Consider the following 12,436-nt stretch of genomic DNA (forward strand, 5'->3'; position numbering starts at 1 on the left):
GATCTCGTTCCGGCCGGGATTGCCCACCTGACCTCGGGATTCACCACCAGCCGGTGAGCGCCATCAACGCCAGGCTCGAGACACCGAGCACCACCCCGATGGCCCCGCCGAGCAGCAGCGGGCGTGGGCCGGTCGAACGCAGGCGATCCAGGCTCAGGGACGTGCCGATGGCGGCCAGCACGGCGGTGATCAGCCAGCCGCTGATCGCGGCGAGCGGCTCGGTGAGCCCGGCGGGCAGGACGCCGGTGGCGGCGACGACCGAGGCCACGACGAACAGCACGACGAACAGCGGAAAACTCTCCCGCAGGGAACCGGGTGCGGTGCCGTTCCGCTCGGCCAGGCGACGCTGCCCCAGGTGCAGACCCAGGCACAGCGGGACGATGGCCAGGCTGCGGACCAGCTTCACCACGACGGCGAATTGCGCGGCACCCGCCCCGAACACCACACCGGCGGCCAACACCGAGGAGGTGTCGTTGATCGCCGTGCCCGCCCAGAGCCCGAAGGCCTCCGGCGACATCCCGATGGCCCGGCCCAGTGGCGGATAGACGAGGACCGCGACGACGTTGAAGACGAAGATGGTGCCGAGCGCGTAGGCCACCCGTTGACGGTCGGGGCGCAGCACCGCGGTCGCGGCGGCGATGGCGGAGGCACCGCAGATGGTCGACCCGACGGCGACCAGCGTCGCCGATTCGCGGTCGACGGCGAGCATCCGCCCCACGACGAACGCGGCGACAGCACCCGCGATCAGGGTGCCGACGAGCACCGCCGCCGTCTCGCGGCCGACACCGAGCACCGCGCCCATCGGCAGACCGAGCCCGAGCAGCACGATGGCCCAACCGAGCACCCGCTGCCTGGCCACCTCCAGGCCCGCCTCGAACCGCGCGCTGCCGCGGCGCCGCAACCACATCCCGGTCGCCGCGCCCGCGAGCAAGGCCACCACCGGCGCTCCGGCCATCGGCAGCAGCCTGCCCAACGGAGTGGCGACGGCGGCCAGCAGCAGTGCCAGCGCGAGCCCCGGCCCGACGATCCCCACACGATTCACGTTCCCACCATCGCCGGACCCCGGCCCGCCGGGTAGACCCCGAACCACGACGAGCACATAAGTGCGGCTTATGAGCCGCGACACGGGCTCGCCCGCGTGCTTGGGTCGGCGGTCCAGGGGTAAGGCCGAGGCAGAATCGACGCGGCATCGAGTGCCGCCGAAGACAGGAGGATGTTGTGCGAGCTGTTTACCGGGTCATCACCGCCGTGGCCGTCGCGGGTGCCTTCGCCTCGAGCTCGGCCGCGGTGGCGAGCGCCGAGGAACCGGAAGCGCCGAAGACCCCGCTGGTCCAGTACATCGAGTCGTGGCCGCCCGCGCCGGAGAACTGCGATCAGGTGTGGGATCCCATCGAGGACGCGGTCGAGGACTCCGTCCCGCCCCAGTACGAGGCCGAATTCGAGGCCTTCGACGATTGGTGCGAGGGCGACGAGGACTGACGGACGGGTCGCCGCGGACCGGTCTGCGGCGACCTGCCGCCGACGAGGTCGTCAGCAGTCGGGGAGGTCCGGGTCGGCGAGCAGTTCGTCGGCGCGGGCAAGGGCCGCGTCGAGGTCGTCGGTGACGGTATCGAGCAGGGACATGCCGTCGAGCATGTCGGTGAGTTCGGCGCGCAGCGCGTCCAATTCGGCGAGGGCGGGGTCGACGGTGGTCCAGGCGACAGTGTCGGACCACCAGCTGTCGCGTTGAATCCAGGACCAGACGATGTCGCGGACCAGCACGGCGTCCGTGGTGAACAGGTGGCGACGGTCGGTGTCAGCGGTGTGTTCGAGCTCGTAACTGCCGTCGGGTAGATAACGGGCCTGAATGTGATCCGCGCCCCGGGTCAGCAGCAGGAACGGGTGGTCGGGGGCCGGGTCGACGGCATCCGCGCCCGGACGGGCTGGGTCGACGGCGCGCGGCGCTCCCGAACCGTCACCGACGTGGACCACGACCTCGGGCAGGTCGACATGCTCGGCACCCATCGGGCCAGTGTGCCGGACGCGGCCCCGCAGCCGACCACCGGCGTCCCCGGGAAACCGGTCCGCGCGCACAACCTCTGCGAAGAATCCGACGATCAGGTCGTCGGCCACGCGAGGTCATCGATCGCGAGCCACGGTGCCCTCGCGACGACGGTGGGAGTCGTCCCGGTAGCCGCCCTGGTACGGCGGTGCAGATGAGATTGGTCGGCATAACCCGCCTCGGCGGCGACCTCCGCGAGCGGTCGCCCGCCTGCCAGGAGATGAGCGGCACGATCGAAGCGGACCAGTTCGGACGCGTGCCGGGGCGAGACTCCGAGCTGGGTGCGAAAGCGGGACCAGAGCCGCTGGCGGGTCCAACCGGTTTCGGTGGCCAGAGTGTGGATGCGGACCCGGCCACCGGCACGGACGGTCCGGTCCCAGACGTACGCGAGCTCCGGTGCGACACCGGACTTGCGGGGAAACCGGCTGCGCAGGAACGCGGCGGTGATCGCGAACCGGTCGTCCCACGACGGCGTCGCACGGAGGCGCTCGATCAGGAAAGTGGTAGCGGGGCCCCACAGTTCCGTCAACGGTGCCACAGCGCCACCGATGATGTCGGTGTCCCGAAGGATCGCGGCCGCGACGACAGGTGACATGCGGATCTGCAGGACGTCGCCGACCCCGGCGCTGGTGATCCGGAAGGCACCGGCCCGCAGGCCGATGACCGCGTTTCCGGTGACCCGGCCCCCGGAAACGTCGTGAACGACACCGTGCTCGCTGAGGTCGAGCAGGACGGTCACCAGCGGATGCGGGATCATCGTGATGTCGACGGGAGCGTCTTCCCGGTACCGGAAACCCGCCATCCGGATTCCGGGTACGGACGGGCCGAGCGGGACGGCGACGTCGACCCGACTCCAGTCCCACCGGCCCGTCACGGTCATGAATCCAGGGTAACCGCGGCCGAAAACGTGACATTCGTTCAATACGGCGCGACGCGTCGCGTCGACACTGTCGATATGAGCGAATCGAGTCTTACCCCCGCATCCGAGGACGTGACGGTCCACGGGGTACATGTCGTCATCATCGGGGAACCAGCGGCCCCACCCCTGTTGCTCGTCCACGGCTCGGGCGCGACCGGTTCGATGTGGGCACCGGTGGTGGCCTCGCTCGCGACGAGGTATCGGGTGATCACGATCGACCTTCCCGGATGCGGCCGGTCCGCGCCGATGTCGACGTACACCGTTGCGCGACAAGCGGATCGGGTGGCCGCGGCGATGGACGAACTCGGCGTCGGCGACCTGCGGGTGGTCGGTCATTCCAGCGGCGGATATGTCGCCACGGCCCTCGTGGAGCGGCGTACGGATCTGGTCGGTGGACTGGTGCTGGTGAGCACCGGGCCGAGTCACGCGGCGCTGCTCCCGGAACCGGCGATCATCCGGGCGCTCACCGCGCCGCCCTTCGGACCACTCGTGTGGGCGCTTCGTACCGGTTCGATGATCCGACGCGGCCTGGCGGCGACCGCGGCGGCCCCGATCACGGTGCCCGACAGTGCGGTGTCCGACATGCGCAGGACGTCCTATCGCGCCTTCCGGGCGATTCTCGCCGCCAATGTCGACTACATCGCCACGCGGCCTGTGCCCGAGCGCCTCGCCGAAGCCGGAAAGCCACTGCTGGTGATCTTCGGAGATCGTGACCCGCGCTGGGATCCGGCATCGGCACACGACTACGAGGTGGTGCCGGGTGCCCAAGTGCACCACCTTCGCGGCGTCGGGCATCTCGCGATGCTCGAGGACCCCGACGCACTCGCCCGCTCGATCCTCGACGGCGCGCCCTAGGCCGCGTTCGCCCCACGCGGTAGCCTCGCACCACCACTCACTTGGTGTAGCCGCACATGATCGAGGAGTACGCCCGCCACGACGGGCACGCGGACCTGCTACGCGAACGTATCGACGGGGTCACCGGCAGTGTGTGATCAGCCGGTGACCACCTGCGTGGTGAGCTGGTCCAGACCGTCGATGACCGCCTGGGCCAGCGCCAGTGCCTCGGCCGAGGCCGGGAACTCCGGGCGCGGCACGGCGATCACCCGCATCCCCGCGGCGTGCGCGGACCGCAGCCCGTTGGTCGAATCCTCCACCGCCGTGCAGTTCTCCGGGTCGAACCCCAGACGCTGCGCGACGGTGAGGTACACATCGGGCGCGGGTTTGCCGCGACCCACCTCCTCGGTGGACAGCACCGTCGCGAAGCTCGCCATCAGCCCCGCATTCTCCAGGACGAGGGCGATCAGGGAGGCGGGCGAGGAACTGGCGAGGCCGAGCTTCCAGGAATCCGCGCAGCGGCGCACGGCGTCGACGGCGCCGGGCAGCAGCGGCAGATGCTGGGCGTATTCGTCGGCCATGAGATCGATGACGTCGGCGGCGACCTTGTCGGCGGGCTGGGCGACACCGAGATCGTCGGCCAGATACGACGACCATTCCACGGTGGACATCCCCATCATCCGCTGCTGCGAATCCGGTTGCCAGCGACCACCATTGACGGTGACGTAGTCTTTGCGGACCTTCTCCCAGACGGGCTCGGAGTCGATCAGCACGCCGTCCATGTCGAACACAACCGCCGCGATACTCATACCAAGCCTTTCGCCGTCGATGATGATCGGCATCGAGCCTAACCGAGAAGCGCCGATCCCCCGCGCGAACGCCCAGCTCGGAAACGATAACGTGTTACATATGGACGAGAATCACGTCGGCGACCCGCGACCCGACCAGACGCAGCACGAGGGCGGCTTCCGGCCGATGGCGGAGCTGATCGAGGCGCGTGCGAGCGAGAGCGACACCCTGGTCGGCGGACCGCACTACGGCGAGTTCATCGAGCAGGTGCGTGAGCTGATGGACCGCGCGCGACTGGCGAACCCGTCCGACGAGCTGGCCAAGGAAACGATCGTCGCGCTCGAACAGCTCAATGCCCGCCTCGACGAGGCCGTGGTCGACGAGTGGTCCTCACCGAGTTGGACGCGCACGGACTTACCCGCGCGCGGCAACATCACGCTGCCGCCGTACACGGTCGTCAGCGGCGGCCGCGACGGGGTGACCGCCACGGTCACCTTCCGCACGTTCCACCTGGGCGGCAACCAGGCCGCGCACGGTGGGCACATCTCGCTCGCCTTCGACGACATCCTCGGCATGACCGCCGCCCTGGCCACCGGCGCGGTGACCCGGACGGCCTCGCTGACCGTCGACTACCGCTCCGTCACCCCGCTCGAGCGCGAACTCACCGTGCGCGCCCGTGCCGAACGCCGCGACGGCCGCAAGGTGTACCTGAAGGCGACCCTGCACGACGGTGATCGGCTCTGCGCCGAGGCCAACGGCCTTTTCATCGTGCTCAAACCGGGCCAGCCCTGACATTACGATCGGCCTGATTCCAAGGCCGGTACTGACGCGCCGGGTGGCGCAATAGCCGGGACGGGCCGGGTTCGCGCAGGTCGCGCGACCCGGCACCCGGCGCAGAGACATCCGGTCCGTCGCGCGCTGTTCCGCACGCCGCCCGCACCGGCGTAATCGCCACTATCGTCGCTGTTCATGCAGGTCAGCGAGAGAACAGGCACGAAAGAGCCGGGGCCCGACCGGCGCGCCGATCGGGCTCGTCGCGTCGCCGACGTGGTGCGCCACCAGATCCTGTCGGGTGCGCTCGACGGCACGGTTCCCGGCGAACAGGAGTTGGCCGCCGAGCACGGCGCCTCCCGCAACACCGTCCGCGCGGCGCTGGCGTTGCTGCGCGACGAGGGCCTCATCGACCGCGCCCCGAAGGTGGGCACCCGGGTGGCGGCCCGCAAGTTCGATCACGGCCTCGACGTACTGCTCGGTTTGCAGGAGACCCTCGCCGTGCACGGCACGGTGCGCAACGAAGTGCGCGTGGCAGGCACCGTCACCGCGCCGCCCGCCGTGGCCCGCAAGCTCGGGCTCACACCGGGTGAACAGGTGGTCTACATCGAGCGGTTGCGGTTCCTGGCCGATCTGCCACTGAGCCTCGACCTGACCTATCTGGTTCCCGACATCGGCACCGAGGTGCTCGCCCACGACCTCGCCAACACCGACGTCTTCGTCCTGCTCGAGCAGATCACCGGCCGCCCACTCGGCGACGCCGAGATCGCCCTCGAGGCGGTGGCCGCCGACCCGCACACCGCCGTCACCCTCGATGCCCCGGCCGGTGCGCCGCTGCTGATGCTCGAGCGACTCACCCGACTCGAGGACGGCAGGCCCGTCGACCTCGAGTACATCCGCATGCGCGGCGACCGAATCACCATGCGCGGCAGCCTCGTGCGCGGCGCACCCGAATGGAAGGTCCGTTAGATGGCCCTCGTCCCCCAGCGCGCCGACGTCCCCGTGACGATCGACGAATCCCTGTGCATCACCGGCTGCACGCTGTGCGTCGACATGTGCCCACTCGATTCCCTTGCCATCCACGAAGATTCGGGCAAGGCCTACATGCACGTCGACGAGTGCTGGTACTGCGGGCCCTGCGCCGCGCGCTGCCCCACCGGGGCCGTCACCGTCAACATGCCCTATCTGCTCCGCTGAACCCGGGAATCCCACGCATGAAGATCACTCGCCTCCTGCCCGTCGCCCTGGCCGTCGCACTCGCCGTGGCCGGGTGCTCGCTCGAAAGCTCCACGGCCGCACCCGCGGGCACCGTCAAGGTCGTCATCGGCTACCAGTCCAAGACCATCAACACCGTCACCGCGGGCACGCTGCTGCGCGCACAGGGTTACCTGGAGCGGCGGCTGCAGCACATCACCGACGCGGGCGGCGCGAAGTACCAGGTGGAGTGGCAGGACTACGACACCGGCGCGCCGATCACCGCCCAGATGGTGGCGGAGAAGATCGACATCGGTTCGATGGGTGACTACCCGTTGCTGATCAACGGTTCCCGCACCCAGGCCGCCGAGCGCTCCCGCACCGAACTGGTGTCGATCACCGGCTACAACCCCAAGGGCGCGCTGAACATGGTCGTGGTGCCCACCGATTCACCGGCGCGCTCGCTGACCGACCTGGCCGGGCAGAAGATCTCGGCCAGCGTGGGTTCGGCCGGGCACGGCACTCTGGTGCAGGCGTTGAGCCGTGCGGGCATCGACCCGGCCAAGGGTGTGGAGGTGCTCAACCAGCAGCCCCAGGTGGGGGCGACGGCCCTGGAATCGCATCAGGTGAGTGCGCTGTCGCAGTTCGTGGCCTGGCCGGGGCTGCTGGTGCAGCAGAACAAGGCCAAGCTGCTCTACGACGGCGCCGAACTGAATGTGCCGACCTTCCACGGTGTCGTCGCGCGGCGGGCCTACGCGGCCGAGCACCCCGAGGTGTTGCAGGCGTTTCTGGCCGCACAACTGGACGCGACCGCCTTCCTCAACGAAAAGCCGTTCGAGGCAGCCGATCTCGTCGCCAAGGGCTCGGGGCTGCCGCAAGAGGTCGTGTACCTCTACAACGGTCCGGGCGGCACGAGCTTCGACACCACCCTGAAGGGGACGCTCATCGAGGCGTTCAAGGGAGACGTGAACTACCTGAAGTCGATCGGTGACTTCGCCGACCTCGATATCGACGCGTTCGTGCAGGACGGGCCGCTGCGCCAGGCGTTCGCCGAGACCGGACGCGATTACGACGCGAACCTCGCCGCGGCGACCAACCCGAGTACGGTCACCGGCACCGATCCGATCTGCGCTGTGCCCGTGACCGATTCGGCCCTCGCCGGTGAGGTGTGGGTCGACGGCGCCGAGAAGCCGCAGCCCGCCGCGAACCCCGACTGCCTGCTGCGGGCGGTGCAGGCGGCCCGGGCGCAGGGCAAGACCGTGCGCGCGGCCTACGTTCCCGATGCCGAGCTCGGCACGCGCTGGTTCGCCGACAAGTCGATCTGGTTGCGTGACGGCGCCCGGCACCTGCCCTTCACCACCCAGGCCGCGGCCGACCGGTACCGGGCCACGCACCCGACGGCCACCGCTGTCACCTACGACCAGGCCGTCGCCGAGGTCCGAGGATGAGCACCACCGCCCGCTCGGATCACCCGGCGCCGCCCGACACCACCACGCTGCCCGACTCCACGGCTCTGCCCGACTCCACGGCGCTGCGCGCCGAACGCGACGTTCCCCTGATCGACAGCGAGGCGTCAGCTCCCGCGTCGCAGCCGCTGGCCGACAGCGCAATCCCCGCGAGCGCCACCGAGACCTCCGGGTGGACGTCCCGGTTGATCCGGGTCGGTTCGGTGGTGGCGGCGATCGGGGTGTGGCAACTGCTCACCGCGAACGACGTGCGAGCCGGGTTGCGCTTCGACACCCTGCCGACGGTGACCGAGATCGTCGCCGAGTTCGGCGAGCACCTCGGCGCGGGCCAGTACTACCTGGACGTGGCACAGTCGCTGATCCGTATCGTCACCGGATTCGGACTGGCCGCCGTGGTGGGCGTGGCGGCGGGGATCGGTCTCGGTCGGTCCCGGCTGCTGGCCGATGTGTTCGGTCCGCTGGCCGAACTGGTGCGGCCGATCCCGGCGATCGCGCTGGTCCCGGTGGCGATCCTGCTGTTCCCCAGCGACGAATCGGGCATCGTGTTCATCACGTTCACGGCCTCGCTGTTCCCGGTGCTGGTGAGCACCAGGCACGCGACGCGGGCGCTGCCGACCATCTGGGAGGACGCGGTGCGCACCCTCGGCGCGTCCCGGCGGGAGGTGCTCACCCGGGTGGTGGTGCCCGGCATCCTGCCCGGCGTGTTCAGCGGCCTGTCGGTTGGCATGGGGGTGGCGTGGATCTGCCTCATCTCCGCGGAGATGATCTCCGGTCGACTCGGCATCGGCTACCGCACCTGGCAGTCCTACACCATCGTCGACTACCCGGCCGTGTTCGTCGGCATGATCACCATCGGCGTCCTCGGCTTCCTCACCTCCGGCATCGTCGAACTGGCCGGTCGGCGGGCGACCCGCTGGCTGCCGAGAGAGGTTTCCGCATGACCACCGCCACCGCCGTCTCGCTCGGTATGCGCCTCGATCTGGAATCGGTGCGTGTCGGCTACGGCTCGAGAACCGTTGTCCGCGATCTGGATCTGTCGATCGGGGCCGGGGAGATCCTCGTCCTGGTCGGCAAGTCCGGCTGCGGCAAGTCCACCCTGCTGCGCGCGATCGCGGGCCTGCGCGAGCCGAGCGGTGGGACGATCCGGGCCGACGGCGACGCCGTCACCGGACCTTCGGCCGACCGGGCCTTGGTCTTCCAGGACGACGCGCTGCTGCCGTGGCGTACGGCCCGTGCCAATGTCGAACTGGCCCTGCGTCTTCGCGGTGTCGCGCGAGCCGAGCGCCGGGAACAGGCGCTGCGCTGGCTCGGCGAGGTCGGGCTCACCGGGTACGCCGACTTCCTGCCCCGCGATCTGTCCGGCGGGATGCGCCAGCGGGTGCAACTCGCCCGCAGCCTGGCGGGTTCACCGCGCGCGGTGCTCATGGACGAACCGTTCGGCGCGCTCGACAGCCAGACCCGCGCCGAGATGCAGCGTCTGCTGGTCGACACCTGGCGCGCGCACCCGACCACCGTCGTTTTCGTCACCCACGACCTCGACGAGGCACTGCGCCTCGGCGACCGGATCGCCGTGCTCGGCGCGGGCACGCTGCGGGCACTCGTCGAGGTGCCCGACCCGCGCGAAACGGTCGACCGCACCGCGCTGAGGTCCCGAATCCTGGAGTCGCTGTGAACATTCCCGATCTGGACGACCGTGTCCGCCTCGACTGCGATGTGCTCGTGATCGGCGGCGGCACCGCGGGCACGATGGCCGCGCTCACCGCCGCCGAAGCAGGGGCGAACGTGCTGCTGCTGGAGAAGGCGCATGTGCGCCATTCCGGGGCACTGGCCATGGGCATGGACGGTGTGAACAACGCCGTGATCCCGGGCAAGGCCGAGCCGGAGGACTACGTCGCCGAGATCACCCGCGCCAACGACGGGATCGTCGACCAGCGCACCGTGTACCAGACGGCGACACGGGGTTTCGCGATGGTGCAGCGCCTCGAACGCTACGGCGTGAAGTTCGAGAAGGACGAGTACGGCGAGTACGCGGTGCGCCGGGTGCACCGCTCCGGGTCGTACGTGTTGCCCATGCCCGAGGGCAAGGATGTGAAGAAGGCCCTCTACCGGGTGCTGCGACAGCGTTCGATGCGCGAGCGCATCCGCATCGAGAACCGGTTGATGCCCGTGCGCGTGCTCACCGCGAACGGGCGGGCGGTCGGCGCGGCCGCGCTGAACACGCGCACCGGCGAATTCGTCGAGGTGGCGGCGAAAGCGGTGATCCTGGCGACGGGCCCGTGCGGTCGGCTCGGGCTGCCCGCCTCCGGCTACCTCTACGGCACCTACGAGAATCCGACCAACGCGGGCGACGGGTACTCGATGGCCTACCACGCCGGAGCCGAACTCTCGGGCATCGAATGCTTCCAGATCAACCCGCTGATCAAGGACTACAACGGCCCGGCCTGCGCCTATGTGGCCAATCCGTTCGGCGGCTATCAGGTCAATGCCGAGGGCGAGCGGTTCGTGGACTCCGATTACTGGTCGGGGCAGATGATGGCCGAGGTGAAGCAGGAGATCGAGTCCGCGCGCGGACCCATCTATCTGAAGGTGTCGCATCTGCCGGACGAGACGCTGTCCACCCTCGAATCGATCCTGCACACCACTGAACGGCCGACCCGTGGCACGTTCCACGCCAATCGTGGTCACGACTACCGCACCCACGACATCGAGATGCACATCTCCGAAATCGGTTTGTGCAGTGGGCATTCGGCGTCGGGCGTGTGGGTCGACGAGAACGCGCGTACCACGGTGCCGGGGCTGTACGCGGCGGGCGACCTGGCCTGCGTGCCGCACAACTACATGATCGGCGCGTTCGTCTACGGCGACCTCGCGGGGGCGCATGCGGCGTCCACGCTGCCCGAGGTCGACGCACCGGGGGCGTTGCCAACCGATCAGCTCGCCGAGGCGCACGAACTGATCTACCGACCGTTGCGTCAGCCGGAGGGTCCGCCGCAGACCCAGGTCGAATACAAGTTGCGCCGTTTCGTCAACGACTATGTGGCGCCGCCGAAGACGGCGGCGAAGCTGTCGATCGCGGTGGAGACCTTCGAGCGGATGCGCGCCGAGGTCGACGGCATCGGCGCGCACACCCCACACGAGCTGATGCGCGCGGTGGAGGTGCAGTTCATCCGGGACTGCGCGGAGATGGCCTCGCGCAGTTCGCTCACGCGCACCGAATCGCGGTGGGGTCTCTACCACGATCGCGCCGACCTGCCCGAGCGCGACGACGAGTCGTGGAATTTCCACCTGAATCTGCGCAAGGCCGCCGACGGGGAGATGGAGTTCGTCAAGCGGTCGGTGGCGCCCTATCTGGTGCCGGTGCCCGGCCTGGACGACGTGCCGTCGGCCGAGCCGATCGTCGAGGTGATCGCCCAGCCGGACCTGGTCGGTACCCGGGCTCCCCAACGGGCCGAGCCCGCCCCGCGCCCGACCGCGCCGGTGACGCCGTCCTCACCCCGGCTGGTCGCCCTGCTCGCCCTGGATTCGCCTGTACTCGAAGATGTTTCGAGCTACCTCGACGATGCCGATCCGGTTGTCCGGGTGGCGGCGCTTTCGGTGCTCACCGAGAACACACCCGAGGGGTTCGCCGACGAACTGGTGCGCGCGCTCGCCGACGAGGGCGCCTCGGTGCGTCGCGCCGCCACCGAGAGCCTGCGGGAACTGGTTGAGGTTCTGCCGGGGCCCGGCGCGCTGGCCGATCACCTCGGCTCCCCTGATCCGCTGGTGCGCGCGACGGTCGTCGATCTGCTGCGTGCGCTCCGGGCCGGGACTGGCACGCAATTCCGTGCGGCCCTGGCCGATCCGGATCATCGGGTGCGGATCGAGGCGGTGCGGGCGCTGGTCTCGCTCGACGACGCCGAGGCCGTCGCCTCGATCGCCGGTGATGTCAACCGGGAGGTGCGCATCGCGGTCGCGCACGGTCTGGCCTCGATCGGTACGGGTGGTCGCGAGGTGGTCGCGAAGTTGGTCGCCGACCCCGATCCCCTCGTTCGTGCCGCCGCGCTCACCGCCTACGCCGCCCTCGGTACCGACGACATCACCGACCTCGTCGCCGCACTGCGGCATTCGGCCTGGCAGGTGCGGGTCGGCGCGGCGAAGGGCTTGGCAGGCGCGAGTCCGCGGGTGGCGGTGGAACCGCTGCGTGCGGCTCTGGCCGATCGCCACCTCGATGTCCGCAAGGCCGCGGTCCTGTCCCTGTCCACCTGGCCGGACAGCACCGCCGCGCTCGACGCCCTCGAACCGGCGGTGGCCGACCCCGACGCCGATGTCCGCGCCTACGCCCGCCGGGCGGTCACAGCGGCAGGTCGGACACCTGTCTCCGACACGGCCCCGGCGGACGCGGTCGCCTGACAACTGGTCGGTCGACGACGCCCGCTCACCACT

The 12,436-nt window shown here is 69.9% G+C and carries 13 protein-coding genes and 1 pseudogene; 10 read left to right on the forward strand and 4 right to left on the reverse strand.

Going from position 1 to position 12,436, the window contains the following annotated elements; genetic code table 11:
* Positions 1 to 40: 40 nt before the first annotated feature.
* Complete coding sequence (locus NC7_RS21665; RefSeq protein ID WP_067986003.1) at positions 41 to 1,042, reverse strand: YeiH family protein; 1,002 nt, start codon at positions 1,040 to 1,042, stop codon at positions 41 to 43.
* 176 nt (positions 1,043 to 1,218) lie between these two features.
* Between NC7_RS21665 and NC7_RS21670 the strand changes: the two genes are divergently transcribed.
* Positions 1,219 to 1,479: a hypothetical protein gene (locus tag NC7_RS21670; protein WP_067986005.1), complete on the forward strand. Its 261-nt coding sequence runs from the start codon at positions 1,219 to 1,221 to the stop codon at positions 1,477 to 1,479.
* A 51-nt stretch (positions 1,480 to 1,530) separates the two neighbouring features.
* On the opposite strand, the gene NC7_RS21675 is transcribed toward NC7_RS21670, so the two are convergent.
* Entirely contained in the window at positions 1,531 to 2,004 is a 474-nt protein-coding gene (locus NC7_RS21675; protein ID WP_157102129.1) for a hypothetical protein, read from the reverse strand.
* Between the two features lie 92 nt (positions 2,005 to 2,096).
* On the reverse strand, positions 2,097 to 2,921 hold the full coding sequence (locus NC7_RS21680; protein ID WP_236573609.1) for an AraC family transcriptional regulator: 825 nt from the start codon (positions 2,919 to 2,921) through the stop codon (positions 2,097 to 2,099).
* Between the two features lie 75 nt (positions 2,922 to 2,996).
* Between NC7_RS21680 and NC7_RS21685 the strand changes: the two genes are divergently transcribed.
* Both NC7_RS21685 and NC7_RS28675 read left to right on the forward strand, forming a co-directional pair.
* The gene (locus tag NC7_RS21685; protein ID WP_067986010.1) at positions 2,997 to 3,815 is read left to right on the forward strand and encodes an alpha/beta fold hydrolase; all 819 of its coding nucleotides are present in this window, start codon (positions 2,997 to 2,999) and stop codon (positions 3,813 to 3,815) included.
* A gap of 53 nt (positions 3,816 to 3,868) precedes the next feature.
* Positions 3,869 to 3,952, forward strand: a pseudogene (locus tag NC7_RS28675) (mycothiol transferase); the annotation flags it as partial.
* Here NC7_RS28675 and NC7_RS21690 read toward each other — a convergent pair.
* A complete protein-coding gene (locus NC7_RS21690; protein ID WP_067986294.1) occupies positions 3,953 to 4,603 on the reverse strand; it encodes an HAD family hydrolase in 651 nt (216 codons plus the stop codon).
* Positions 4,604 to 4,703: 100 nt separating this feature from the next.
* Between NC7_RS21690 and NC7_RS21695 the strand changes: the two genes are divergently transcribed.
* The 7 genes from NC7_RS21695 to NC7_RS21725 all read left to right on the forward strand — a co-directional run bounded on the left by NC7_RS21695 (position 4,704) and on the right by NC7_RS21725 (position 12,403).
* Positions 4,704 to 5,375, forward strand: a complete 672-nt coding sequence (locus NC7_RS21695) for a PaaI family thioesterase (protein WP_067986012.1) — start codon at positions 4,704 to 4,706, stop codon at positions 5,373 to 5,375.
* A gap of 177 nt (positions 5,376 to 5,552) precedes the next feature.
* On the forward strand, positions 5,553 to 6,323 hold the full coding sequence (locus tag NC7_RS21700; protein ID WP_067986014.1) for a GntR family transcriptional regulator: 771 nt from the start codon (positions 5,553 to 5,555) through the stop codon (positions 6,321 to 6,323).
* On the forward strand, positions 6,324 to 6,551 hold the full coding sequence (locus NC7_RS21705; RefSeq protein ID WP_019046727.1) for a 4Fe-4S dicluster domain-containing protein: 228 nt from the start codon (positions 6,324 to 6,326) through the stop codon (positions 6,549 to 6,551).
* Positions 6,552 to 6,568: 17 nt separating this feature from the next.
* Complete coding sequence (locus NC7_RS21710) at positions 6,569 to 7,996, forward strand: ABC transporter substrate-binding protein (RefSeq protein WP_084458678.1); 1,428 nt, start codon at positions 6,569 to 6,571, stop codon at positions 7,994 to 7,996.
* Entirely contained in the window at positions 7,993 to 8,955 is a 963-nt protein-coding gene (locus tag NC7_RS21715) for an ABC transporter permease (protein WP_236573607.1), read from the forward strand. The genes NC7_RS21710 and NC7_RS21715 overlap by 4 nt, the downstream gene beginning before the upstream one ends.
* A complete protein-coding gene (locus NC7_RS21720) occupies positions 8,952 to 9,686 on the forward strand; it encodes an ABC transporter ATP-binding protein (RefSeq protein WP_067986016.1) in 735 nt (244 codons plus the stop codon). Before NC7_RS21715 ends, NC7_RS21720 begins: the two co-directional genes overlap by 4 nt.
* Entirely contained in the window at positions 9,683 to 12,403 is a 2,721-nt protein-coding gene (locus tag NC7_RS21725; RefSeq protein WP_067986019.1) for a fumarate reductase/succinate dehydrogenase flavoprotein subunit, read from the forward strand. Before NC7_RS21720 ends, NC7_RS21725 begins: the two co-directional genes overlap by 4 nt.
* The last annotated feature ends 33 nt before the right edge of the window (positions 12,404 to 12,436 follow it).

The organism is Nocardia caishijiensis NBRC 108228 (assembly GCF_001612825.1).
Lineage (GTDB): Bacteria > Actinomycetota > Actinomycetes > Mycobacteriales > Mycobacteriaceae > Nocardia > Nocardia caishijiensis.

What these genes read in the sequence shown, in the direction of transcription:
- NC7_RS21695 (WP_067986012.1), top strand. Translation starts at nt 4,704, where the DNA reads ATGGACGAGAATCACGTCGGCGACCCGCGACCCGACCAGACGCAGCAC.
- NC7_RS21705 (WP_019046727.1), top strand. Translation starts at nt 6,324, where the DNA reads ATGGCCCTCGTCCCCCAGCGCGCCGACGTCCCCGTGACGATCGACGAA.
- NC7_RS21720 (WP_067986016.1), top strand. Translation starts at nt 8,952, where the DNA reads ATGACCACCGCCACCGCCGTCTCGCTCGGTATGCGCCTCGATCTGGAA.
- NC7_RS21715 (WP_236573607.1), top strand. Translation starts at nt 7,993, where the DNA reads ATGAGCACCACCGCCCGCTCGGATCACCCGGCGCCGCCCGACACCACC.
- NC7_RS21675 (WP_157102129.1), bottom strand. Translation starts at nt 2,004, where the DNA reads ATGGGTGCCGAGCATGTCGACCTGCCCGAGGTCGTGGTCCACGTCGGT.
- NC7_RS21680 (WP_236573609.1), bottom strand. Translation starts at nt 2,921, where the DNA reads ATGACCGTGACGGGCCGGTGGGACTGGAGTCGGGTCGACGTCGCCGTC.
- NC7_RS21690 (WP_067986294.1), bottom strand. Translation starts at nt 4,603, where the DNA reads ATGAGTATCGCGGCGGTTGTGTTCGACATGGACGGCGTGCTGATCGAC.
- NC7_RS21685 (WP_067986010.1), top strand. Translation starts at nt 2,997, where the DNA reads ATGAGCGAATCGAGTCTTACCCCCGCATCCGAGGACGTGACGGTCCAC.
- NC7_RS21700 (WP_067986014.1), top strand. Translation starts at nt 5,553, where the DNA reads ATGCAGGTCAGCGAGAGAACAGGCACGAAAGAGCCGGGGCCCGACCGG.
- NC7_RS21710 (WP_084458678.1), top strand. Translation starts at nt 6,569, where the DNA reads ATGAAGATCACTCGCCTCCTGCCCGTCGCCCTGGCCGTCGCACTCGCC.